Genomic DNA, 23,727 nt, shown 5'->3' on the forward strand with positions numbered 1-23,727 from the left:
GCTACTCGCCCGCGCTCTCGGCGGGTGCGGCCGTCGCCGCGCCGGTCCTCGTGCCGGCCGGCCTGCGGCCTGCTCCTCCGCGCAGGTAGGCGGCGACCGCGACGACGACCGCGAGGACCCCGAGGCCGAGGCCCCCGATGCCGAGCCCGAGCGCGACGCCCGACGTCGATCCCGACTGCGAGGCCGTCGAGCCGCCCGAGGTGCCGGAGCCGGAGCCCGAGCCCGAGCCCGCAGCCTCCGCGGACGCCGACGCGGTCGGCCCCGCGATCCCCTGGTCGGCGTCGGCCGGCGGCGCCTCGGTGATGAAGAGCACGGGCGCAGGATGCTCCGGCTCCTCCCCCGAGGCGGGCGTCGCCTGGTTCCACTTCACGACGCTGCCGTCGCTGTAGGTCTGCGTCGCGGGGAGTTCCACCGACGCCGTGTCCGGCACCGCTCCGGCCGAGACCGTGAACAGCTGGAAGGCGCCCGGGGCGATGCCCTGGCCGGCTGCTGCGGTCCAGATCACCTTCGTGACGGCCTTGGTGATCGTTCCGTCGTCGGTCTTCACCGGTGACGGGAGCGTGCTCTCGACGACCTCGGTCTTCCAGCCCGCGAGCGGCTGGTACGAGACCGAGGTGAAGGGGTGCGCGGTCGGGAAGTCGACCTCGAGCTTGACGGTCGACGCGGTGGCCGACTCGGTCGGGACCTTGAACTGGAGGGTCGCGTAGTCGCCGGGCGGAGCCTGCTCGGGCACGACGTGCACGTGCGCCGAGGCGGCGAGGGGGGCGGCGAGCGCGAGGGCGCCCGCCAGGGGCAGTGCGATCGCGACGCGCGCGATCGTCTTCGGAAGGGTGCTCTGATGAGCCATGGGGAGTCGTCTCTCTGTCGCAGCGGACGGCCGGGCGCACGGGTCGGCGGGGCACGCCGGATGGCGGGCTCCGCACGGCGCCCTCCGACCGCGGGGTCCTGAAGGGGTGGTGGTGCGGTTCGTCAGGCGACGACCGGCGGCCCCCGGTGAGGACGAGAGACGAGGAGGACACCGAGGTCGCGGAGGCCCCGGTGATCGGCGAGAGCGGTGAGGACGTCGTGCGGCGCGACGCCGACGGCTGCCGGCAGAGCGTCGACGACGACGGCGAGCCGGGCGAGGCGTTCGCGGCAGAGGCGGCCGAGGGTGAGCGCGGCGCGTTCGCCGCGCAGCAGCAGGACGACGGTGATCGCCGCAGCGAGCGCGTGCCCGAGCCACATGCGCGCGTCGCTCATCACCTCGACCGGCACCGCGTGCCCCGACGTAAGCCCGGCGGGGAGCGTCGTCGTCTGCCCGCCCGACATGACCATGCCGAGCATCCCGACGGACGAGTGCCCCGCGGCACCGTGCGGCAGGGCGGCACCGAAGCTGAAGAGCACGTGGAAGACGAACTGGCTGAGCGCCACCGAGATGGAGAGGCGGACGGGCGACAGAGCACGCGATCCGAGCCCGATGCAGAGCAGCGCAGCGAACGCCGTCGCGAGGACGGCACCGAGCACACCGGGCGAGGCGCCGCCGGCGGCGACGTGCGAGAACGCTGCGACAGTGACGGACAGGCCCGCGACCAGGAGTCCGCGGACGACGCGGACCCCTCTCGAGCGAACCCTGACCGCCACTCGAGGGCCCCTACTCGCCCGAGTCGCGGCGGTCGGCGCCGTGATCGACCGTGTCGTGGGCACCGTGCTCGGCACCCGGGCCAGCACCGTGGTCGGCTCCGCGACGGGCCCCGGCCATCGACGCGAGCTGCTCGTTGTAGGCGCGGAGCTCGGCGTCGTCGTCGTTCATCGCCTTGCGGTCGTAGCGCTTCGCGACGCGCTCCTCGGTGGTGACCCACTGCCGGACGACCATCAGGGCGACGAGCACGGTCGGGAACTCGCCGGCACCCCAGGCGATGGCGCCGCCGGTGTGCTGGTCGCTCAGGAGCTCCTGGTAGTTCGTCTTTCCGAGCGCATGCCACCAGTCGACGGCGAGGATGTCGGTGCCCGACATGATCGCCAGGCCGAAGAAGGCGTGGAAGGCGAGGGTGGCGAGCAGCAGGATCAGCCGCAGCGGGTACGGCGGCCGCTTCGGCCCGGGGTCGACTCCGATGAGCACGAAGAAGAAGACGTACCCGGCCAGGAGGAAGTGGACCTCCATGATCAGGTGGCCCGGGTGCGTCTGCAGCGACAGCTCGAACCAGTCGGTGTAGTAGAACGCGACGAGGCTGCCGGCGAAGACCACCGCGGCGACGACGGGGTTCGTGATGATCGACGCGTAGCGCGAGTGCGTGATGATCATGATCCACTCGCGGGGCCCGCGACTGTTGTCGCGCCGCTTCGGGAGGGTGCGCAGAGCGAGCAGGATCGGGGCTCCGAGCACGAGCAGCGGCGGGACGTACATCATCAGCACCATGTGCTGGATCATGTGCGTCGAGAAGTTGACGGCACCGTAGACGCTCGGGCCGCCGCTCGTCGCGAAGAAGACGCCGAAGCAGCCGAGGAGCCACGGGATGGTCCGGCCGATCGGCCAGGAGTCGCCTCGACGCGTGAGGACGGTCACGCCGGCGAGGTAGAGCCCGGCCATGATCACCGTGATCGCGATGAACATGTAGTCGGGGTGGAACCCGAGGAGGAACCGCTCGAGAGTGATCGGCTTCGGGTAGGCGAACCCGATGAGCCCGGAGCGCGAGTCGGTGTCGGGTGTCTGCGGCACGGGCGGCGCGCTCTTGGACAGCGCGACGGAGAGCCCCATGGCGACCGCCATGAAGACGACCTCCGACACGGCGAGCCGGACGAACCGGCGCGACCGCGTCGGCTCTCTCACGAGGCCCGGGATGATCCGCCGACGCTGCAGGTAGCCGGCGACGCCGAGCCCGATCAGGATCAGCGACTTCACCGTGATGAGCAGGCCGTAGTTGGTCGTGACCAGGTCGGCCGGACCGGTGAGGCGGAGGCTGGCGTTGACGACGCCCGAGAACGCCACGAAGGCGAAGGCCCAGATGGCGAGCGTGGAGTAGCGGGAGACGACCGTCGCGAGGTTCTTGCCGGCCCGCTTGCGGAGCAGGATCACGGCGATCAGACCGCCCATCCAGACCGTGACGCCGACGAGGTGCATGGCTAGCCCGTTCACGGCGTTGACGTGCTCGTCGGTCCCGGCGGAGTGGCCGGACAGCGACAGGGGAAGCAGCGCGAACAGCGAGAAGACGGTGGCCGTGGCCGTCCACGAGACGTTCTTGGTGGACAGCAGGATCACGAGGGCGACGGCGATGCAGCCGATCGTCACCAGCCAGGTCTGGCCGATCTCGAGCTGGAAGGCGACGAAGAGGAACTGGCTCCGGAAGGTCGGCGAGGTGAAGGGCACCCCGAGCGAGCTGGCGGCCTGGAAGACGAGCGCGGCGACCGCCGAGGCGAGCCAGACGCCGCCCGACCAGGTCGCCCACCGCGTGGCGTACCACTGGCTGTGACTCGCGGAGAGCGGGTCTCTCTTCTGGCCCGGCAGAGCGACCGTCGAGATGACGAGCAGGCCGATCGTGACGGCGGCGGAGCCGTCGAAGACCGCGGTGACAGCGGGCAGCCCGCGGGTGACGAGCGCCCCGGGATCGACGAGCAGCGCGGTGAACGCGCCGGTGAAGTACATGGCCAGGACGGCGAGGACGACCCCGAGCGGGATGCAGGCCAGGAGCACGATCGCCGCGACCGAGAGCCCTGCGGACTCGTCGCCGGGCTGCTGGAGCCGGGGCGCGGGCAGCCGCAGCTGCCTGGTCTCGAAGTCGAGATCTTCGATCTGATCGGTCACGGGGTTCCTTGCGGGGAGACGGCGGCCGGCGCCCGGCTACCCCGCAATGATACGGAACTCGTCTGCCGACCCTTCGAGGTTGTCCACAGGCCCGAGAGACCCCGGCGGCGCCGGCTTCTGCTCGAGCGCCGCCGTGTGCGCCGCCAGCTGCGTCTTGAGCTCGGCGATCTGCCGCGCGAGGGCGTGGACGTCGCCGCGGGTGGCCGCCTGCGACGACTCCTCGGTGAGGGCGACGCGCTCGACGATCCACGAGGCCAGCGTCGCGGTGACGACCCCGAGCAGGGCGATCCCTCCGAGCATCAGGGCGACCGCGATCATCCTGCCCTCGAGCGTCACGGGCGTGTAGTCGCCGTAGCCGACGGTCGAGATGGTGACGAACGCCCACCACAGGGCGACCGGGAAGGTGGTGATCGTCGCTCCCGGAGCCGGCCGCTCGACGTCGAGCACAGCGAGCGCCGCGACGTAGACGAGCAGGAACGCCGAGCCGACCACGTACGTGACGACCCGCCCTCGGAACGTCCGCCCGGCGGTCCGCTGCAGGATCGCCAGGAGGGTCAGCAGCCGCAGCAGGCGGAGAGGGCGCAGGATCGGGAGCGCGACGACCAGGAGCTCCGGCAGGTGGCGGACGAACCAGCGCCAGCGGTTGTGAGCCAGCGCGAAGTTGACCAGGTAGTCGACGGCGAAGACCACCCAGGTCGCCCAGATGACGTATTCGAGGCCGCGCGAGGCCCGGTCGCTGAGGTCTCCGATGACCTCGGCCGAATAGGCCCCGAGGAAGACGAGCGACACGGCCATCAGCGGCCAGTCGGTGATCCTGCGCCAGCGGGCGTGATTCATGTGCCGATAGTAGATCTCAGACTGCTATCGACGGGCTGAGAGCGCGTCGCGCGCCGTCGCGGTCGACGTGCAGGCGGGCAGAGGGCTGCCGCAGCGCCGTTCACGCACAGGCAACCCCGCCCCGCGAGACTCACGGCATGACCTCCCGCAAGCTCCTCCTCGTCGGCATCGACGGGCTCCGCATCGACGACGCGCTGGCCGACGGCTCCGCCCCGAGCCTCGCGTCGCTCATCGCCCACGGCCGCCTGCACCAGGTCGAGATGGAGGTGCCGACGATCTCGGGCCCGGGCTGGTCCTCGATCCTGACCGGCACCCGGCACGAGGTCCACGGCGTCTTCGACAACACCTTCTCGGGGAACCGCCTGGACCGCACCGTCGACCTGCTCACCAGAGCGGCGCGCGCCGATCCTGCCCGGTCCACCTTCGCGGCGTCGTCGTGGCCGCCGCTCCTGGATCCGCGCGGGCCCGGACCGGTCGTCGCGACGAGGCACGACGACCAGCGCGTCGGGCGGCACCGCCTGGTCGTCCGCGACGGCGAGACGTACGGCTACCGCGAGGCCGACGGCGACGTCGCCGCGTTCGCCAGGCTCGCCATCCGGGCCGCCGGCCCCGACGCGAGCTTCGTCTACCTCGGCGAGGTCGACGAGGCCGGGCACCTGTACGGCGGCCGGTCGCCCGAGTACACGCGCGCGAGCGAGCGGGTCGACGGACTGCTGGGCGGGATCCTGCACGAGGTCGAACGGCGGGCGCAGGATCACGCCGAGGACTGGCTCGTCGGCGTCACCACCGACCACGGGCACCTCGACGAGGGCGGCCACGGCGGTGACGACGCGGTCCTGACCCGCTCGTTCCTCGCCCTCCGGCGCTACGGGCCCGAGGAGATCGCGCCCGTCGCCGCAGAGGCCGTCAGGCCCGGGGAGATCAGGCCCGAGGAGATCGCGGCGCTCCTGCTCGCCCACCTCGACTGACGCCTCGCCCCGCTACTCCCCGATCGTCCGCGGGTGCCGGGCCCGGAGCGCGGTCTCCTCGGCGTCGATGGCGGCGAGGACGGCCTGGACAGCGGCCTCCTGGTAGCGCCCCTCTCGGCGAGCGGTCAGGACCGCCTCGCGCTCCGCCTCGATCATGCCGTTGCGCAGCCGGTTGAAGGTGCTCGACGCGGGCTCGTGGTCGGGCGGGGAGGGGTGCTCGAGCGCCTCGGCGAGCCAGCTCGACGACGAGCGGAGCTGCCGGATGACCCGCTCCTCGTCGTCCTCGGTCGCGATCTCGTCGAGGCGGTCGACCCCCGCGCTCTTGGCCTCGACGGTCAGCATCTGCCGCTCGGTCCACTCCTGCGCGAGGTTCGGGGCCGGCAGGTGGACTCGCCGGATGAGCAGCGGCAGCGGGAGCGCCTGCAGCAGCGTCCCGAGCACGACCACGAAGGCCAGGAACTGCAGCAGCTCGCGCTCCGGCGTCTCGGGCGGCAGGAGGAAGACGGCGGCCAGCGTCACGACGCCTCGGATGCCGGCTGCGGACACGACGGTGCTGGACGCCGAGCTCCAGGCGCGCTCGCGCACGCGGGAGGGCCCGACCCGGTAGAGGAGCATCGTGACGAACACCCACGCGAACCGCGAGGCGATGACGACGGCCAGGATCGCGAAGCTGATGCCGATCGTCGGCCAGAGCCCGGGGCCCGAGCGCACCACGCCCTCGAGCACGCCGGCGAGGTTCAGTCCGATGAAGAGGAACACGGCGTTCTCGAGCAGGAACTGGAGCGTCTTCCAGTTGAGCCGCTCGGCCACCCGCGCCTCGGCGGACAGGACGACGGGCGACCGGTAGCCGAGGTACAGCCCGGCGACCACGACGGCGAGCGCACCGGAGCCGTGCAGCACCTGGGCTGGCAGGAACGCGATGAACGGCGTCACCAGCGACAGGCTCGTGTCGAGGACGGCCGAGCGCAGCCGCCGCCGGATCTCGGTCAGCACGAAGGCCACCGCCAGGCCGACCGCCGCGCCCACGACGACCGCGAGGACGAAGTCGCCGGCCACCTCGACCGGGGTCACGACCGACACGATCGCTGCGATCGCGGCGTTCAGCGCGACGAGGGCGGTCGCGTCGTTGAGCAGGCTCTCGCCCTCGAGGATCGTCACCACCCGCCGAGGCAGCGGGACCTTGCCGGTCACCGCCGTGACCGCGACGGCGTCGGTCGGCGCCACGACGGCGCCGAACGCCAGACCGGCGGCGATCGTCACGCCGGGGATGATCCACGCTGCCGCGAAGCCGACGGCGAAGACCGTGAACGCGACGAGCGCGACAGACATGAGCAGGATGCTGTCGTTGCGAGCGCGGACGTCGATCAGCGACGTGCGGATGGCTGCGGCGAACAGCAGCGGGGGCAGCAGCGCGTAGAGGACGAGGTCGGGCTCGAGGTGCACCCGCGGGACCCCGGGGACGAACGACGCGACGGCGCCGACGAGCACGAGCGCGACCGGTGCCGACCATCCGATCCGACCCGTGAGGCCGGTGACCGCGACGGTCATCACCACGAAGGCGACGATCCAGGCTATGGCCGAGACGGGATCCATAGGCACGAGGATGCCACAGCCGGGAGCTCAGCCCAGAGCACCCGTCACGGCCAGCCCGAGGGCCGCGGCGGCGACCGCGAGCACGAGCATGCCGACTCCGTTCGCGAGCGCCGCACCCCAGCGCCGCTGCTCGACGAGCCTGGCCGTCTCGACGCTCGCCGTGCTGAACGTCGTGTACCCGCCCATCACGCCGCCGCCGAGCACGAGCACCCACTCGTGCGGCAGGCCCGCGGCTGCTCCGAGGCCGGTGAGCAGCCCCAGGCCGAACGACCCGGTGACGTTGATGAGCAGCGTCGCGACCGGGAACGGGACCGTAATCCTGGCGCGGACGAGCCCGTCGAGCACGAAGCGGAGGGCCGCACCGGCTCCGCCGCCGACGCAGATCAGGAGGAAGAGGCCCGGGGCGATCATCCTGCGCTCCGACCGCTCGATGCGCCGCGTCCCTCGGCCGACCGTCGGTGGAGGGCCGAGGCGAGAGCGATCCCGGCGACCGAGGCGATGAATCCGAGCAGGATCGAGGCCGCCGCATACTCGAGAGCGGTCGCGGTGGCCGGTCCGAGCCGCAGGGCGACGTCGGTGGCGAGCGAGCTGTAGGTGGTGAAGCCGCCCAGGACGCCGGTTCCGAGAGCGAGGCGCAGGATCCTGCGGCGCCCCTCATCGGCCCCTCTCCGGCGCAGCCCCTCGAGCAGCAGACCGAGCGCGAACGCCCCGACCACGTTGATCAGGAAGACGGTCAGCGGGAACCCCGTCGGCGCCGCAGGCCAGGCCAGGGCGAGGGCCTCGCGGATCCCGGTGCCGACCGCGCCGCCGGCAGCGACGAGCGCGACGAACCGGAGGTCGAGGTGGGGCGGGCGCGGATCCTGCCCGGTCGTCACCGGCTCTCGTCCCAGGGCAGCGACGTCTCCGGAGACACCGGGTCGAGCGGCACGACGATCACGGGCCGGCGCTGGCGGTGCGCGAGGCCGGCGGCGACGGAGCCGGTGAAGAACTCGCGCAGCGAGCTGCCGAAGCTGGCGCGACGGGACCCGACCACGATCAGGATGCCGTTCTCGCTCTCGGCGACCTGCCCGAGCATCCTGGCCGGGTCGCCCGCCGTCGCGATGAAGCGGCACTCGACGCCGGCCGCCTCGGCGAGCGGCGCGACCCGGGCGATGACCTCGGGATCGAAGTGCTCCTCGATGACGTCGCCGCCGTCGGGGTCGAACGGCGCCGCGATCACCACGCCCTCGTCGCCGCCGTCGACGACGAAGCGGGCGGAGTCGACCTGCACGCAGACGATCCCGGCGTCGAAGCGGCGCGCGAAGACGAGCGCCTGCTCGACGACGTGGTGGGGTTGCGATGGCGTGACGCCGACGATGACGCTCGGTCTCTCGCTCACGTTCTTCGTCCTTTCTCAGAAGCCGAGAACCAGCATGGCCTGCTTCGACTCGCCGACGGCCCACCCGGCCGCGCGTCGGCTCCGAAGACCTCGTGCATGAAAGGATCCTCCGGTGACACGAACATCAGCCAGGACGCACAGCGCCGCCCGCAAGGCCCCCACCGCTCCCCCGCTCGCCCCGACCAGCAAGGCCCCGTCGACGGCAGCGCCCTCGTCGACGGCGACGCGCGCCTCCACGACAGCGCCCGCCTTCACGGTGGTGAGCTACAACCTCTGGAAGAACCACGCCGTCCACGAGCTCGACGCTCTGGCCGCGTCCACCGAGGCCGACCTGCTCTGCCTGCAGGAGGTGTACACGGGCTCGATGCCCGACCAGATCGGCGACCTGCGCAGGATCGCGTCGACGGCCAACAACCGTCTCGGACTCGCCATCTACGGTCGGCAGGACCGCTTCGACGTGCGGGAGACCCGCTCGTACAGCCTCGGCCGGTCGATGCACGACCGCATCATGTCGCCGACTCCTGAGCGCCTCGTCGCCGCCCGCCTCGTCGACCTGGCGACCGACCGGCACTTCGTCATCGCCTCCTTCCACGCCGCCCCCCTCTCGGCACGCAACTCGGTCCGTCGCGCGCAGATCCGTGCCGCGCACCTCGGGCTCGAGGCGCTCGGAGCCGGCCTGCCCGCCATGATGATCGGCGACTTCAACTACCCCTGGTTCAGCGGGCGCCTCCGCCGCACCCTCGCCAGGACCGGTCACACCCTGGCGAGGGCCGTTGAAGGCACCTACCGCGGCTACGGCGTGGTCCGGGGCCGCTTCGACCTCGTCACGGCGACCCGGTTCGACCTCGGCGCGGTGCGAGTGCTGCCGCAGGCCGCTTCCGACCACATGCCGATCATCGTGCGGGTCGAGCCCCGGGTCTAGCCAGCCTGGCCGGGCCTGCGTCAGGTCGTTCCTGCCTCGGCGCGCGGCCCCGCCGTGCTCCGCCGCACCTCCAGGCTCGGCCGGAACCGCGCGTCGGGCGCGGGCGCGTCGCCGGCGATCATGGCGCGGAGCCGCCGCCACGCCTCCTCGCCGAGCTCCTCGACCGGCACCGACGCGGTGGTCAGCGGCGGGGTCGTGTAGCGGGCGAACGGGATGTCGTCGAAGCCCGTCACCGACACGTCGTCGGGCACGCGCACGCCGAGCTCGGCGAGGCCGCTGAGGAGGCCCAGGGCGACGAGGTCGTTGAAGCAGACCGCCGCCGTGTGACGGGATCCTGCGATCTCCGGCGCGGCCGCGTGGCCGTCGGCGAACGCGGTCCCGCAGTCGAGGACGTCGATCCGGAGCCCGGGGTGCGCGTCGGCGAACGCGCGGATCCCCCGCAGCCGCGCCGCGTTCGAGGCGCTCTCGTGGGCGCCCTGCAGGAAGGCGAGTCGCCGGTGGCCGAGTCCCGCGAGGTGCTCGAGAAGGGGCCGGATGCCCGCCTCGTAGTCGGCCGACACCGACGGGGCTCCGCCCGACGCGTCGAGGCGGTTCACGAGGACGGCAGGCTCGAGCTGGGGCAGCAGCTCCTGCAGGAGGTCGTCGGGCATCCGCGGCGCGCAGAGCACGATCGCGTCGGACCTCCGCCGCATCTCGACCGCGAGCACCCCCTCCTCGCGGACGTCCTCGGCCGAGTCGGCGACCAGCACGCGGAAGCCGTCCCGGGCCGCCGCCCGGCTGACGCCCCGCATCATGCTCTGGAACGTCGGGTTGCCGAGATCCGGCACCAGGATCGCCACGGTGGTGGTCCGGCCGAGGACGAGAGACCGGGCGAGCGGATTCGGCGTGTAGCCGAGCTCCTGGGCGGCGGCTCTGACGCGGACGGCGATCGCAGGATCGACGGACGCCTTGCCGTTCATCACCCGCGACACCGTCGAGACGGAGACGCCGGCCAGCTCGGCGACGGCTCGGATCGGCGCGGTCCTGCTGCGGGGTGCCTGCGCCATGGGGAAACCCTTTCACACCGACGGGCGCCCGTCCATGCAGAGCGGTTGACGGTCTGCACGGGGCCTGCTGTAATGAGTGCATCCGCGTCGGGAAACGTTTTCCCACCTGCGGGACGAGCGGGACGAGGAGGAACGATGAGGATCGTCGTCACCGGCGGCTCCGGCCGTCTCGGACGGACCGTCGTGAGCACCCTCGCGCGAGCGGACCACGAGGTCGTCTCGGCCGACCGCGCTCCTGCCCCGGATGTCGCCGACGGAGTCCGCGAGGTCGCCGTCGACCTGACCGACCACGACGCGACCGTCGACCTCTTCGAGAAGGAGAGGCCGGAGGCCGTGGTCCACCTGGCAGCGATCGCCGTCCCGTTCAGCGCGCCGGAGGACGTCATCCTGCGCACCAACACGGCCATGGCCTGGAACGTCCTGGAGGCCGCCCCGGCAGCGGGAGCGACGAGGATCCTGGCCGCGAGCTCCCCCACCGTCATCGGCTACGGCGCACCGCACGGCTGGTCGCCGGCGAGGCTCCCCCTCGACGAGACGCACCCGGTCGCCCCGTGGAACGCCTACTCGCTGTCCAAGCTCGTGATCGAGGAGACCGTGGCCATGGCCGCGCGGCGCGACGGCGAGAGGGTCCGGTACGGCGTCTTCCGCCCCTGCTTCGTGGTCTCGCCCGAGGAGTGGAGCGGCGCGCCGACCCAGCAGGGCCACACGATCGCCCATCGTCTGGCGCACCCCGAGGACGCCGCCGTGTCGCTCTTCAACTACATCGACGCCCGCGACGCCGCCGAGTTCGTCGAGGCCTGGCTCGCCGGCGCCGACACGGTCCCGAACGGGACGACGTTCTTCGTCGGAGCCGACGACGCCCTGGCCGACGCACCGCTCGCCGAGCTCCTGCCCCGGTTCCTGCCCGGATCGGAGACGGCGGCCGCAGCCCTCCGCGGCGACGCGCCGGCCTTCAGCTCGCGACTGGCCGCAGACCTCCTCGGCTGGCGGCCGAGGCGGCGGTGGCGCGACGAGCTCGCGACAGCGACACCCACCGACACGACCCCCACCGAATCGAGCCGCGCGTGACCCCGATCGAGTTCCACGGAATCCTGTTCTTCCCCGTCACGCCGTTCGACGACGCGGGCCGGGTCGACCTCGACGTCCTGGCAGCGCACGTCGGGTCGCGGCTCCCCTTCGCTCCCGGCGGCGTCTTCCCCGCCTGCGGCACCGGCGAGATCCACGCCCTGAGCGTGGCTGAAGCGCGCTCGGTCGTCCGGACGACCGTCGACGTCGTGCGGGCATCCGAGAGGCCTGGCACCCCGGTCGTCGCCGGGGCGGGCGGATCGCTCGGCACGGCCCTGGAGCTCGCGCGAGCGGCCCAGGACGAGGGGGCGGACGCACTCCTGATCCTGCCGCCCTACCTCGTCCAGGGGCCGATGGCCGGGACGGTCACCTACGTCGAGGCGATCGCTGCCGCCTCCGACCTGCCCGTCATCGTCTACCACCGGGGCGGCGCGCGCTTCACCGCCGACGCGATGGTGCAGCTCGCGGCGAACCCGAAGGTGATCGGCTTCAAGGACGGCACCGGCGACGTCGGCCTCGCCCAGGAGATCGCCCTCGCCGTCCGCGCCACCGGGCGCGGCGACTTCCAGTTCTTCAACGGCCTGCTCACGGCCGAGCTCACGCAGGGCGCCTACCGGGGTCTCGGCATGCCGCTCTACTCGTCCGCCGCCTTCGCCATGGCACCCGAGATCGCCCTGGTGCACTACCGCGCCTACTCCGAGGGCGACGAGGAGGCGCGCCTCGCGGCACTCGACGCGTTCTACCGCCCGCTGGTGAGGCTGCGGGATCAGACGCCGGGGTTCGGCGTCTCTCTGATCAAGGCGGGTCTCCGCCTGTCGGGCCTCCCTGTCGGCTCGGTCCGGCCTCCCCTCGTCGACCCGTCGCCCGCGCAGCTCGACGAGCTCCAGCGCATCCTGGAGGCCGGCGCCGCGCACGTCGCCAGGGTCGGCGGGCCGACGCCGTGACGGGCGAACCCACGATCACCGCGCTGCACGTCACGCACCACACGGCGCTGCTCCTCCGGCACTGGGGCCCGGGCGTCGCGGAGCAGCACGTGATCGAGGTCGGCCTCGAGGCGAGCGACGGCAGCACCGGGACGGGCTTCTCCTGGACGCCGACGATCGGCCCGACCGCCGTCGTCGCCCTGCTCGAGCACGACATCCGCCCCTTCGTCGTCGGCCGACCCGCCGATGCCTCAGCGCTCTGGCCGGAGCTCTGGGCGCACCTCCACGAGGCCGGATCGGGCGGGCTGACGACGATCGCGATGGCCGGCGTCGACCTCGCGCTGCACGACCGCGCCGCGCGGGCTGCGGGCTCGTCGGTCACCGACCTCCTGGGGCGGCGACGCGACTCGGCACCCGTCTACGGCAGCGGCGTCAATCTCCACTACGACTCGGGCGAGCTCGTGCAGCAGGTCGAACGCTGGGTCGCCGCGGGCTACCAGGCCGTCAAGATCAAGATCGGCCGACAGGATCCCCGGGACGACGTCCGACGGGTGGCCGCCGTCCGCGAGGTGCTCGGCCCCGACCGCCTCCTCATGGTCGACGCGAATCAGCGCTTCGACCTCGAGACCGCCCGGCGCCGCATCGAGAGCCTCCAGGAGTTCGACCTCGCCTGGGTCGAGGAGCCGCTCCGCGCCGACGACACCCGCGGTCACGCCGAGCTCCGGGCCTCGATCGAGACGCCGATCGCGCTCGGGGAGAACTGCCACACGATCCACCGCTTCCGCGATCTCCTCGAGGCGGGCGCCGTCGACATCGTCCAGCCCAACATCGTCCGCGTGGGCGGGATCACCCCGTACCTCGCGATCGCAGACCTCGCCCGCGAGCACTCCCGCCGCGTCGCCCCGCACCTCCTGCCCGAGCTCTCCGGTCAGCTCGCCCTGGCCGATCCCGTCGAGACGTGGGTGGAGGACGTCGAGGACGCCGGCTTCGAGCAGCTCGGCCTCCTCGCCGAGCCGACCGGCGTTCACATCTCCGGCGGTCGTCTGACCGTCGCCGACCGACCGGGCCTCGGGTTCCGGTTCCGACCCGGAAGGACCCTCTCGTGAGCGACCTCGATCCTCTCCTCGCCCGATCCCGCGCAGCCGCAGCCGTGGCTGCCGCGACCCCCGACGCCGACCGGGCCCGGTGGCTCGATGCCGCAGCCGACGCCCTCGACGATCACGCCGCCGAGCTGGTCCCGCTCGCCGACGACGAGACCCGGCTCGGCACCGCCCGGCTCACCGGCGAGCTGGCTCGCACCACCGCGCAGCTCCGGCTCTTCGGTGGCGCGCTCCGCGAAGGGTCCCTCCTCGAGGCGACCGTCGACCACGCCGATCCCGCGGCGATCCCGCCGCACGGCGATCTCCGCCGCCTGCTGGTGCCCCTCGGGGTCGTCGCCGTGTTCGCCGCGTCGAACTTCCCGTTCGCGTTCTCCGTCGCCGGCGGCGACACGGCATCCGCTCTGGCGGTCGGCTGCTCGGTCGTCGTGAAGGTGCACGAGGGTCACCCGATCCTGTCGCGCCGGGTGGCCGCCCTCCTCCGCGAGGCGCTCGACGCGGCAGGCGCCCCGGCCGACCTCGTCACGACGGTCGAGACGCAGGACGACGGGATCGCTCTCGTCGAGCACCCCGTCACCGCCGCGGTCGGGTTCACCGGGTCGGTCCGCGGCGGCCGTGCGCTCTTCGACCGCGCCGTCCGGCGGCCTGTGCCGATCCCGTTCTACGGCGAGCTCGGCAGCCTGAACCCGGTCGTCGTCACCGAGGCCGCCGCCGGAGCTCGCGGGGCCGAGCTGGCCCAGGGCCTCGCCGCGTCGTTCACCCTCGGCGCCGGCCAGTTCTGCACGAAGCCGGGCGTCGTGTTCATCCCGGCCGGCGCATTCGACGGATTCACGGCGGCGGTGAGCGCGGCGATCCCGGGCACCGCGGCGACGCTCCTCACGGACTCGATCCGGGCGGGCTTCCCGCGCGGGGTGGCCGAGCTCGCCGGTGCCCGGGGTGTCGACGTGGTGTCCGGTGATCCTGCGCAGGATCCCGCCTCGGGCGGCGCGACCCCCGTGCTCCTCGCGACCGACGTCGCAGCCGTCCTCGCCCGGCCGGAGCTCCTCCTCGAGGAGTGCTTCGGCCCGGTCACGCTGCTCGTGCGGTACCGGGGTCACAGCGATCTCCTGGCGGGGATCGCGGCCGTTCCCGGGAGCCTCACGGCGACGCTCCACTCGGAGGCCGGCGACGACGTCGGCGAGGTCGTCGCAGTGCTGCGCGAGAGGGCGGGGCGGCTGCTCTTCGCCGGCTGGCCGACCGGAGTCGCCGTCACCTGGTCACAGCAGCACGGCGGCCCCTACCCCGCGACGACGTCGATCCACACGTCGGTCGGCGTCACGGCCGCGCGGCGGTTCCAGCGTCCGCTCGCGTTCCAGGACGCCCCGGCTGCGATCCTGCCCGAGGCCCTGCGCGACGGGAACCCCCTCGGAATTGTGCGTCGCGTCGACGGGGTGCTCGGCCGGGCCTGAAGCGGGCCGCGGCGGCCGTCGGTCAGGCCGCCCGGCCCAGGAACCCCTCGACGACCTCGGCGAACTCGTCCGCCCGCTCGATCTGCGGCATGTGCCCGGTCTTCGCGAACACGTGCGTCTCGGCGGCGGGCAGCTCCTCGGCGGCGGCCGCCAGGTGCGAGAACGGCAGGACGTGGTCGTGGTCGCCCCAGACGACCATGGTCGGGATGCCCGCTCGCGCGATGCGGTCGAGAAGCGCTCGGCGCCACGGCTCACGGACCCCGCGGATGGTCCCGAGATCACGCGCGACCTCGAGGAGGGTCCGGCCGTGCGCGGGCCGCTGCGCGAGCGCGAACGAGTGGGCGACGCGCTCGTCCGTGGCGAACGCCTTGTCGTAGAAGACCGACTCGACCGTGCGTCTCGAGTTCTTCGGGTCGGGGCGCATCAGGAGGCGGCCGAGCGGCCGGATCGCGAGGAGCCGCAGCACCAGGGCGACCTCCGAGCCGAACCCGGCGCTGTCGGCCAGCACGAGCGCCGACACCCGCTCGGGCGACTGCGCCGCGAACGTCATGGCCACGGCCCCGCCGAGGGAGTTGCCGACGACCGGGATCGCACCGCTCACGCCGACCGCGTCGAGGAAGGCCGGCAGGATCCCCGCCAGCTTCGCGAGCGTCGCCGCTCCCGGCCGGCGCTCCGAGTACCCGAACCCGGGCAGGTCGACGCTGTACACGGTGTGCCGCGCGGAGAGCCGCTCGTGCTGCTCCGTCCAGTCGTCGAGGCTCTGGCCGATCCCGTGCAGGAGCAGAATCGGCGCGCCGCTGCCCGTGACCCGGTACCGGACGCTCCTCCCGGCGACCGTCACGAACGAGACGCCCCCGTGGGCCAGCGGGTCCTCGCGCCGCTCGACCGCTCGCCCGACCCGCTCGCCGCGGCGGCCGAAGCGGACATCGTCGGTGATCCGGCCGGCCCGCAGCAGCGCGAAGTCGCGGAGGTAGTTCTGGTGCAGCCGCCACGGCGACGACTCGCCCTGCTTCGGCAGCCGGTCGACGTCGCGCAGCACGTAGCCCGCCTGCAGGTCGATGAGGGAGCCCAGCTCTCCGCTCGCCACCTCGGCCGGTGCACGCGGGGCGACCCACTGCCGGCCGGTGCGGTCGAGGTGCTTGAGGAGCCGGACGACGTACTCGGCGACCAGGTCGGCCTTGAGCGTCCAGGAGGCGTTGGTGTAGCCGATCGTGAGCGAGAAGTTCGGCACGCCGGCGATCATCATGCCCTTGTAGGTGAGGCGCTCCGAGACGTCGACGGGCTCGCCGTCGACCGAGAGCTCCATGCCGCCCAGGACCAGGAGGTTGAGGCCGGTCGCGGTCACGATGATGTCGGCGTCGAGGGTGTCGCCGGACGCGAGCGCGATGCCGGTGGGCGTGATCCTGTCGATGCGGTCGGTGACGATCCCGGCGTTCCCCTTCGAGATCGCGCGGTAGAGGTCGCCGTCGGGGATCGCGCAGAGCCGCTGGTCCCAGGGCTCGTACGTGGGTGCGAGGTGCGTGTCGACCGGGAACCCCGCGGGCAGCTTCGCGATCGCCGAGTCGCGCAGGATCGCCTTCATCCGCTCCGGACGCCGTCGGCTCAGCTGGTACGTGAACATCGAGAAGCCGATGTTCTTCAGGCGGACCGCGTCGTAGGCGAGCTTCTCGGGCAGCTTCCCGCGGAGCCGGTCGGCGAGGTGGTCGCGGGCCGGGACCGGCGCGATGTACGTCGGCGAGCGCTGCAGCATCGTGACCTGCTCGGCGGTCTTCGCCAGGCTCGGGACCAGCGTGACCGCGGTGGCGCCGCTTCCGATGATGACGACGCGCTTGCCGGTGTGGTCGAGGTCTTCCGGCCAGTGCTGCGGGTGCACGAGGCGGCCCTCGAAGTCCTCCGCGCCGGGGATCGCGGGCGAGTACCCCTCGTCGTAGCGGTAGTAGCCGGAGCAGACCGACAGGAAGGAGCAGGTGAAGGTGACCGTCTCCGATCCTGCGTCGTCGCCCGAGCGGTACTCGGCGTCGCCGGTCTTCACGGCAGTGACGGTCCAGGTGGCCGTGTCGCTCGACCAGTCGGCCCGGACGACGCGGTGGTTCAGCCGGATGCTCGACTCGAGGCCCTCGTCGCGCACGGTGTCGCGGATGTACTGCCGGATGGAGTCGCCGTCGGCGATCGCCTTGGGCGCGGTCCACGGCCGGAACGAGTAGCCGAGCGTGTACATGTCGGAGTCGGAGCGCACCCCCGGGTAGCGGAAGAGGTCCCAGGTGCCGCCGATCGCGGAGCGCGACTCGAGGACGACGAGGGTCTTGCCGGGGAGTTCGCGCTTGAGGCGGCTGGCCGCGCCGATGCCGCTGAGGCCGCCGCCCACGATCAACACGTCGATGTGCTCTGTCATGGACGCCACCGTATCAACACCGTGTCGAGTCAATCAACACGGTGTCGACGAATGTGGCTAGGGTGGCGTCATGCCTCAACGCGGACGCCGCACGACCCGGGTCTCGGGCGACACGCGCCGGGAGTCGATCCTGGTCACGATGGAGGGCCTCCTCGCCGAGCGGCCCTTCGACGAGATCTCGATCGAAGAGTTGGCGGCCGGCGCCGGCATCTCGCGGCCGACGTTCTACTTCTACTTCTCGTCCAAAGACGACGTGCTCCTCGCCCTGCTCGACCGGGTCATCAGCGAGGTCGAGCACCGGGTCGCGGCGCTCCCGCGCGACTTCGAGACGGATCCCGCGGGCTCCTGGCGCCGTTCCATCGGCGTGTTCGTCGACGTGTTCTCCGCGCACCGCGACGTGTCGGCCGCCACGACTGGAGCCCGTCAGCGGAACCCCGAGATGCAGGCCCTCTGGTCGCGCTCGCTCGCGTCGTGGGCCGACTACTCCACCGAGGTCATCCTCGCCGAGCGGGCCCGCGGCGCCGCTCCCGGCGGCATCGGTGCGCAGGATCTCTCCGTGGCGCTGAACCTCATGAACGAGCGTGTCCTCACGGCCGCGTTCACCGCCGACTCCCCCTCCATCTCGCAGGCGCGGGCCGTCGACACCCTCTCGACCATCTGGCTCCGGAGCATCTACGGCACCGACTCGCCGCCCTCCTCCTGACCCCTCTCTCCACCCCGCACGAAAGGACCCCCATGCCCACGATCGACAAGGTCACCGTTCTCGGAACCGGCGTGCTCGGATCGCAGATCGCGTTCCAGGCCGCCTTCCACGGCTTCCCCGTCACCGCCTACGACGTCAGCGACGACGCCCTGGCGGCCGCCCGCGAGCGCTTCGAGAAGCTCGCCTCCCGCTATCAGGCCGATCCGGCGGTCGCCGCAAGTGCCGAGCAGACCGATGCCGCCATCAGCCGTCTGCGCCTGACCACCGATCTCGCCGACGCCGCGTCCGAGGCCGACCTCGTGATCGAGGCCGTGCCCGAGGTGCTCGAGCTCAAGCGCGATGTCTACTCGCGCCTCGCCGAGGTGGCGCCCGAGAGCACCATCTTCGCCACGAACTCGTCGACCCTGCTGCCGAGCGACATCAAGGGCTTCACGGGTCGCCCCGACCGCTTCCTCGCCCTGCACTACGCCAACGAGGTGTGGCGCTTCAACACCGCGGAGATCATGGGCACGACCGACACCGATCCCGCCGCGTTCGCAGCCGTCGTCGACTTCGCCAAGCGCAGCGGCATGGTCCCGATCGAGCTGAAGAAGGAGAAGGCGGGCTACGTGCTCAACTCGCTCCTCGTGCCGTTCCTCAATGCCGCCGCGGGCCTCCTCGTCGGCGGGTACGCGGAGCCCGAGACCATCGACGCCACCTGGCGGATCGCGACGGGTGCGCCGTCGGGGCCGTTCCAGATCTACGACGTCATCGGCCTGACCACGCCCTACAACATCGCCCGCGCGAACCCCGACGCCGGATCGCAGGCCTTCGCCGACTACCTGCAGCACAACTACATCGACAAGGGCAAGCTCGGCGTCGCGACCGGCGAGGGCTTCTACCGCTACTGAGCTCTGCGCTCTGCGCTCTGGCCCTCCTCGCGTCGGAGGGCCAGAATGCGGTAGGTGCCGGGCATACCGGCGCATCCCGCTGAAGACGACCGACCGGAGGACGCACCATGCCCACGAAGATCACCCTCATCATCGACAACCCCTCCGACGTCGACGCGTTCGAGGCTGAGGTGCCGCAGCTCGTCGAGCTCGCGCGCGCCCTGCCCGCGGTCCGTCGCCTCGAGTCGGCGAAGGTCTGGCCGAAGGAGGACGGCACCCCGACGCCGGCCCACCGTACCCTCGACCTCTACTTCGACTCCTACGACGACGCCTCCGCGGCCGTCGCCGGTACAGAGGCCGGTGCGTTCTTCGGAGCTCTCGGGGCCACCGGCGCGACCTTCACCGGGCTCTTCTCCGACATCGAGAGCGCGTGAGCGTCGTCGTCGAGTGACGCAAGGCGGCGCACTGGCCGCGAAGCGCTGTCGGGACATTCTCTGGGACCCTTCTGAGACGAGGGAGGCTCTAGTGTGCTCCCGTGTCCTTGACAACCAGCAGTCGATCCCGCGCCACCCGTTTCCGAGACAAGTTCGTCGTCGAGGAGCGCTCCATGACGGTCGGCGCTCGTCGCGGCCTCTACCGGGCCTCGGCGATCCTGATCACCGTCGGGCTCGCCGCCTTCGTCGTCCTGCTGGTCGGGGTCCTGACGCACACCGGCTTCCAGCGTCTCGACACGCCCGTCGAGCACTGGTTCGACGACCTCCGCAGCCGCGACGTCACGTCGTTCATGATCGTCATCGCCCTGGTGTTCGGCCCGGTCGGCATGCCGATCATCGTCGTGATCGTCACCGTGGTCTGGCTGCTCGCCGCCACGCACGCCTGGAGGCCGCTGGTGCTCGCCGTCGGCATGGCGACCGGCGTGATCCTGGCGCAGGTCATCGCACCGCTCGTGAAGCACCCGCGGCCGCCGATCGGCCTGATGCTCGCCGGCCCCGATCACAGCTACTCGTTCCCGTCCGGGCACGTCCTCGGGGCGTCCGACTTCTTCGTGATCCTGGCGTTCCTGCTCGCCAGCCGGAAGCAGAACCGGGGCTTCACGATCGGAGCGTTCACCGTCGCCGTCCTGATGATCCTGCTGCAGGTCTTCAGCCGGCTCTACCTCGGCTACCACTACATCAGCGACACGACCGCGTCGATGTCGCTCTCCGCGGTGATCCTGGGAGTGGTCGTCGCCATCGACACCAGGAGGACGGCGCGCATCTCCGGGGAGTCGGTCCGGGGGGCCGACTCGCAGCTGCAGCGCGACGGCACGTGACGACCCCGCCCCTCGGGGCCCTCTACGCGGCGGGGTTCGTCACAGCATTCGGGGCGCACAGCATCGCGGCGGGTGCGGGCGCCGACACGGAGAGCCTCGGTCTGACGGTCCTGGGGCTCGGCCTGCTGCTCGCCGTGTACGACCTCGCGGAGGTCGTCCTCAAGCCGGTGTTCGGCGTCCTGAGCGACCGGGTCGGTCAGAAGCCGGTGATCCTCGGCGGTCTGATCGGGTTCGCGGTCGTGTCGGTCGCAGGAGTCTGGGCGGTCGGCCCGATCGCGCTGGCCCTCGTCCGCTTCGGCCAGGGCGCGTGCGCCTCCGCCTTCTCCCCCTCCTCGTCCGCCGCCGTCTCGCGACTCGTGTCGAAGGACCGCGCCGGCCGCTACTTCGGGAGGTACGGCTCCTGGAAGGGCCTCGGCTATGCGGCCGGGCCGGTGCTCGGCGCGGTCCTGCTGACCACGAGCGGATCGCGCGCCCTCTTCCTCGTCCTGGCCGGCCTCGCCGCCGTGACGGCGGTCTGGGTCGCCGTCTCGATCCCGACCCTCGAACCGCTGCCCAAGAGGCGCTTCACCGTCGTCGATCTCGGCCGGCAGCTGACGGATCCCGGCTTCCTGGTGCCCACGCTGGCGCTGGCCACGGCGACCGGAGCGCTCGGAGCGGCCGTCGGGTTCCTCCCCGCCCTCGGTAGGACCGTCGGCCTGGGTGTGATCGGCGCGACTGCCGCGGTCACGGTCCTGGCCGTCGTGTCGTCGGTGACGCAGCCCGTCGTGGGCCGCCTGCTCGACTCGGGCCGGGTGCATGTGGCGGTCGGCGTCCCCGTCGGGATCGTCGTTCTCAGCGCGGGCCTCGCCGTCGCGGCGCTGATCCCGTCACCGGCGGTGATCTTCGCCTCGGCCGTCGTGCTCGGCGTCGGGATCGGGGCGGTCACCCCGCTCGGCTTCGCCCATCTCGCCGCGACGACTCCGGACGACCGCATCGGCCGGGTGATGGGCTCGGCGGAGCTCGGCCGCGAGACGGGCGATGCGGCGGGTCCGCTCGTCGTGGGTGCCGTCGCCGCAGCCTCGTCGATCCCGGCCGGCCTCGGCGTCCTGGCCCTGCTCGGCCTCGTCGCTGCCGCTCTCAGCACCCGACTCGGAGCCGCGCGCGTTCGCGAGTGACCCGCCTGGCCGTCCTCCGCCACTCACCGCCCGAGACGGACATAGAGGTCGCGGAGAAGGCCGATCTCCCCGCCGTGATGCAGGATCTCCTGGTTCTGCCACCACACGTTGCTGAGGAACACCTCGTCGGCGTCGCTCCCGTAGGGGTATGTGCTCAGCCCCAGCCGGTCGTAGTCGGCCTCGTCCACCCCGAGGAGTGCTGTGCGCCACACCGCTGCTGCCTCCCGGAACCTCTCGACCGCTCCGGCAGCGTCCGGGCTCGACTCGTATGCGGCCCGGTCGAAACTTCGATCTCCTCCGAGATGGCTCGCCCGCCCCAGCAGTGTCTCGGTGAGGTGGTCGAGACGCCAGGCGATCGTCGTCACGGGCGGCGGCCACGGACTCCGAGGGGCGGCGTCGCGACCCCACTCCCCTGCGCCGATGAGCTTGGCCGCGCCCGACCCTGGCCCGTCGCTCCGCCGGCGCACCGACCAGCACCCCTCGACGGGCTCCCAGAGGTATTCGTCATCGCTCATGGGTGGCACTTCGATGGGCGTCCCGTCACCGGAGTCGCTGGCTGGGCCTGCGAGGCGCGACAGGAGCCGTTCCGTCGCCCAGTCGTACTGCTGGAGGAGCGGTGCGAGGCGCTGGTTCGTCGTCATGCGCTGGAGCCTACGCACCGGCACTAGCCTGAGGCGATGAACACGGGGCGGATCGTACTGGGGGTGTCGACGACCCTGGCCGTCGTTGCAGCGGCGGGGCTGATCGTGGAGCTGTCGCTCTCCGGCCCGGGCGGCGTCGAGGCCCCGCGAACGGCGCCGGTCCAGGGGCCGACCATCGCCGTGTGCGGCTCACCGTCCGATCCTGCCGCCGAGCCGTTCCGGTCGATGGCGGCGAGCTTCGTCATCAAGAACACCTCCGATTCGTCGGTCATCCTCGAGAGTCTCCGGGCGACGACTCTGGACGGCCTCGCCTCGGCCCGCGCCACGGTCTCCCTCGGCGCTGCTCGCGATGAGACGCGTGGATACAAGACCGGCGCGGCCGTCGGCGTACCGGCCGCGGACGTGGCCAGGAGCTCGCCCGTCTCCCGCGCGCACCCGATCACGCTCGTCCCGCACTCCTACGCCACCGTCATCACGAGCATGACGCTGGCCGCCCGCGTGAACGGGGGCCGCGCGTCCGACTTCGAGCTCGACACGAAGCAGGACGGCGGGGAGGTCTCCGCGCAGATCATCAGGGCGACGGTGAGCCTCGGCGTCAGCGGCGATGCGTGCCGCGTCCTCGCGGCTCAACGCTGACGAGGCCTGGCGCGCCTGCGCGATCGGCCTCGGCGAAGGTCATCCTCACGGCACGAACGAAGACACCTCTCGGCGGATCGCCCCGGAACACACGGTCGAATACTGTCACCCTCATCACCACGAGCAAGCGCGGATCCCCCGCTCGCCGACCGTCCGTTCCAGGGGGAAGGATCATGAAGAGCATCACCAAGCGCGGCATCGCAGCCGCCCTCACCGTCGCCGCGCTGGCCGTCGGCAGCGCCGTCGTGGCGTCGCCCGCGTCGGCGTACATGACGGTCGGGCAGACGCTCGGGCCGACTCAGGCGATGAACGCCACGAACTCGCAGTACTACCTCATGATGCGAGCCGACGGGGACCTCGTCGTCATCGGCAACGGCAGCGAGCGCCCCCTGTGGTCCTCCGGCACCGCCGGGAACCCCGGAGCCGTTCTTCACCTCCAGGTCGACGACAATGCCGTCATCCGCTCGAAGGCGGGCAAGGTGATCTGGGCCAGCGGTACCTCGCGCCCGTCCGAGAACCACGGCCTCATCACCACCGGCAACGACGGCCGGTTCAACGTCCTCGACAACCACCACAAGCTCCGCTGGCAGAGCGACACGACCGGCACCGACTACATCACCCCGGGGTCCAGCCTCACCGCGAAGGGCTACCTGTACCCGGGATCGGCGAGGTTCAGCTTCCAGACCGACGGCAACCTCGTCGCCTCGACGGGAGGCAAGGTCACCTGGTCGGCGCACACACAGAACACGTCCCCCGACATCCTGCGCTTCCAGAGCGACGGGAACCTCGTCCTCTACACGGCCCACCAGGCGAAGGCGGTCTGGTCGTCGAAGACCGCAGGATCGAAGGCCGACAAGCTCCGAATTACGCCTGCCGGCAAGCTCGTTCTGCTCCGCGGCACGACCGTCGTCTGGACGGCGCCCTGACCTGACGGTCCTGGCAAGAGAAGGAACGCGCGGCCCGGG

The 23,727-nt window shown here is 72.1% G+C and carries 24 protein-coding genes; 13 read left to right on the forward strand and 11 right to left on the reverse strand.

The window, feature by feature from the left end; genetic code table 11:
* Position 1: 1 nt before the first annotated feature.
* From ABD733_RS14385 to ABD733_RS14400, 4 genes are all read right to left on the reverse strand, one after another.
* Entirely contained in the window at positions 2–847 is an 846-nt protein-coding gene (locus ABD733_RS14385; RefSeq protein WP_344797414.1) for a YcnI family copper-binding membrane protein, read from the reverse strand.
* A 122-nt stretch (positions 848–969) separates the two neighbouring features.
* Positions 970–1,620, reverse strand: coding sequence for a hypothetical protein (locus ABD733_RS14390; protein WP_344797416.1), 651 nt, complete (start codon positions 1,618–1,620; stop codon positions 970–972).
* A gap of 10 nt (positions 1,621–1,630) precedes the next feature.
* Positions 1,631–3,778: a bifunctional copper resistance protein CopD/cytochrome c oxidase assembly protein gene (locus ABD733_RS14395; protein WP_344797418.1), complete on the reverse strand. Its 2,148-nt coding sequence runs from the start codon at positions 3,776–3,778 to the stop codon at positions 1,631–1,633.
* Between the two features lie 36 nt (positions 3,779–3,814).
* A complete protein-coding gene (locus ABD733_RS14400; protein WP_344797420.1) occupies positions 3,815–4,615 on the reverse strand; it encodes a potassium channel family protein in 801 nt (266 codons plus the stop codon).
* Between the two features lie 137 nt (positions 4,616–4,752).
* Here ABD733_RS14400 and ABD733_RS14405 point away from each other — a divergent pair, with 137 nt between their 5' ends.
* A complete protein-coding gene (locus ABD733_RS14405; RefSeq protein WP_344797422.1) occupies positions 4,753–5,583 on the forward strand; it encodes an alkaline phosphatase family protein in 831 nt (276 codons plus the stop codon).
* Positions 5,584–5,595: 12 nt separating this feature from the next.
* Here the strand turns inward: ABD733_RS14405 and ABD733_RS14410 are convergent, their stop codons facing one another.
* From ABD733_RS14410 to ABD733_RS14425, 4 genes are read right to left on the reverse strand one after another with little or no spacing between them, the layout of a single operon-like run.
* Positions 5,596–7,176, reverse strand: a complete 1,581-nt coding sequence (locus ABD733_RS14410) for a Na+/H+ antiporter (protein WP_344797424.1) — start codon at positions 7,174–7,176, stop codon at positions 5,596–5,598.
* A 27-nt stretch (positions 7,177–7,203) separates the two neighbouring features.
* Positions 7,204–7,587, reverse strand: a complete 384-nt coding sequence (gene crcB, locus ABD733_RS14415; RefSeq protein WP_344797426.1) for a fluoride efflux transporter CrcB — start codon at positions 7,585–7,587, stop codon at positions 7,204–7,206.
* The gene (locus ABD733_RS14420) at positions 7,584–8,051 is read right to left on the reverse strand and encodes a fluoride efflux transporter FluC (protein ID WP_344797428.1); all 468 of its coding nucleotides are present in this window, start codon (positions 8,049–8,051) and stop codon (positions 7,584–7,586) included. Before ABD733_RS14420 ends, crcB begins: the two co-directional genes overlap by 4 nt.
* Positions 8,048–8,554 carry a universal stress protein gene (locus tag ABD733_RS14425; protein WP_344797430.1) on the reverse strand — a complete coding sequence of 169 codons (507 nt, stop codon included), beginning with the start codon at positions 8,552–8,554 and terminating at the stop codon, positions 8,048–8,050. The genes ABD733_RS14420 and ABD733_RS14425 overlap by 4 nt, the downstream gene beginning before the upstream one ends.
* A 112-nt stretch (positions 8,555–8,666) precedes the next feature.
* Between ABD733_RS14425 and ABD733_RS14430 the strand changes: the two genes are divergently transcribed.
* Positions 8,667–9,476, forward strand: a complete 810-nt coding sequence (locus tag ABD733_RS14430; protein WP_344797432.1) for an endonuclease/exonuclease/phosphatase family protein — start codon at positions 8,667–8,669, stop codon at positions 9,474–9,476.
* A 20-nt stretch (positions 9,477–9,496) separates the two neighbouring features.
* Here ABD733_RS14430 and ABD733_RS14435 read toward each other — a convergent pair whose 3' ends face one another.
* Positions 9,497–10,522, reverse strand: coding sequence for a LacI family DNA-binding transcriptional regulator (locus tag ABD733_RS14435; protein ID WP_344797434.1), 1,026 nt, complete (start codon positions 10,520–10,522; stop codon positions 9,497–9,499).
* A gap of 135 nt (positions 10,523–10,657) precedes the next feature.
* Here ABD733_RS14435 and ABD733_RS14440 point away from each other — a divergent pair, with 135 nt between their 5' ends.
* The 4 genes from ABD733_RS14440 to ABD733_RS14455 are packed head-to-tail and all read left to right on the forward strand — an operon-like array spanning position 10,658 to position 15,055.
* Positions 10,658–11,590: an NAD-dependent epimerase/dehydratase family protein gene (locus ABD733_RS14440; RefSeq protein WP_344797436.1), complete on the forward strand. Its 933-nt coding sequence runs from the start codon at positions 10,658–10,660 to the stop codon at positions 11,588–11,590.
* A gap of 5 nt (positions 11,591–11,595) precedes the next feature.
* Entirely contained in the window at positions 11,596–12,531 is a 936-nt protein-coding gene (locus ABD733_RS14445) for a 5-dehydro-4-deoxyglucarate dehydratase (protein WP_344798017.1), read from the forward strand.
* Positions 12,528–13,616: a mandelate racemase/muconate lactonizing enzyme family protein gene (locus tag ABD733_RS14450; protein ID WP_344797438.1), complete on the forward strand. Its 1,089-nt coding sequence runs from the start codon at positions 12,528–12,530 to the stop codon at positions 13,614–13,616. Before ABD733_RS14445 ends, ABD733_RS14450 begins: the two co-directional genes overlap by 4 nt.
* Positions 13,613–15,055 (forward strand): aldehyde dehydrogenase family protein, encoded by a 1,443-nt coding sequence (locus tag ABD733_RS14455; protein ID WP_344797440.1) that lies wholly within the window; start codon positions 13,613–13,615, stop codon positions 15,053–15,055. The genes ABD733_RS14450 and ABD733_RS14455 overlap by 4 nt, the downstream gene beginning before the upstream one ends.
* A gap of 22 nt (positions 15,056–15,077) precedes the next feature.
* On the opposite strand, the gene ABD733_RS14460 is transcribed toward ABD733_RS14455, so the two are convergent.
* Complete coding sequence (locus ABD733_RS14460) at positions 15,078–17,447, reverse strand: alpha/beta fold hydrolase (RefSeq protein ID WP_344797442.1); 2,370 nt, start codon at positions 17,445–17,447, stop codon at positions 15,078–15,080.
* 70 nt (positions 17,448–17,517) lie between these two features.
* Between ABD733_RS14460 and ABD733_RS14465 the strand changes: the two genes are divergently transcribed.
* The 5 genes from ABD733_RS14465 (at position 17,518) to ABD733_RS14485 (ending at position 21,485) form a co-directional block, all read left to right on the forward strand.
* Positions 17,518–18,150, forward strand: a complete 633-nt coding sequence (locus tag ABD733_RS14465) for a TetR/AcrR family transcriptional regulator (protein WP_344797444.1) — start codon at positions 17,518–17,520, stop codon at positions 18,148–18,150.
* A gap of 32 nt (positions 18,151–18,182) precedes the next feature.
* Positions 18,183–19,040, forward strand: a complete 858-nt coding sequence (locus ABD733_RS14470; RefSeq protein WP_344797446.1) for a 3-hydroxyacyl-CoA dehydrogenase — start codon at positions 18,183–18,185, stop codon at positions 19,038–19,040.
* A gap of 107 nt (positions 19,041–19,147) precedes the next feature.
* Entirely contained in the window at positions 19,148–19,453 is a 306-nt protein-coding gene (locus ABD733_RS14475; RefSeq protein WP_344797448.1) for an EthD family reductase, read from the forward strand.
* A 101-nt stretch (positions 19,454–19,554) separates the two neighbouring features.
* Positions 19,555–20,331, forward strand: a complete 777-nt coding sequence (locus tag ABD733_RS14480; RefSeq protein ID WP_344797450.1) for a phosphatase PAP2 family protein — start codon at positions 19,555–19,557, stop codon at positions 20,329–20,331.
* Positions 20,328–21,485: an MFS transporter gene (locus ABD733_RS14485; RefSeq protein ID WP_344797452.1), complete on the forward strand. Its 1,158-nt coding sequence runs from the start codon at positions 20,328–20,330 to the stop codon at positions 21,483–21,485. Before ABD733_RS14480 ends, ABD733_RS14485 begins: the two co-directional genes overlap by 4 nt.
* A 23-nt stretch (positions 21,486–21,508) precedes the next feature.
* On the opposite strand, the gene ABD733_RS14490 is transcribed toward ABD733_RS14485, so the two are convergent.
* Positions 21,509–22,126, reverse strand: a complete 618-nt coding sequence (locus tag ABD733_RS14490; RefSeq protein WP_344797454.1) for a DinB family protein — start codon at positions 22,124–22,126, stop codon at positions 21,509–21,511.
* Positions 22,127–22,162: 36 nt separating this feature from the next.
* Here ABD733_RS14490 and ABD733_RS14495 point away from each other — a divergent pair, with 36 nt between their 5' ends.
* Together ABD733_RS14495 and ABD733_RS14500 are read left to right on the forward strand one after the other, a co-directional pair.
* The gene (locus ABD733_RS14495) at positions 22,163–22,762 is read left to right on the forward strand and encodes a hypothetical protein (RefSeq protein ID WP_344797456.1); all 600 of its coding nucleotides are present in this window, start codon (positions 22,163–22,165) and stop codon (positions 22,760–22,762) included.
* Positions 22,763–22,935: 173 nt separating this feature from the next.
* On the forward strand, positions 22,936–23,688 hold the full coding sequence (locus ABD733_RS14500; protein WP_344797458.1) for a hypothetical protein: 753 nt from the start codon (positions 22,936–22,938) through the stop codon (positions 23,686–23,688).
* Positions 23,689–23,727 lie beyond the last annotated feature (39 nt).

It is taken from the genome of Frondihabitans peucedani, from assembly GCF_039537585.1.
Lineage (GTDB): Bacteria > Actinomycetota > Actinomycetes > Actinomycetales > Microbacteriaceae > Frondihabitans > Frondihabitans peucedani.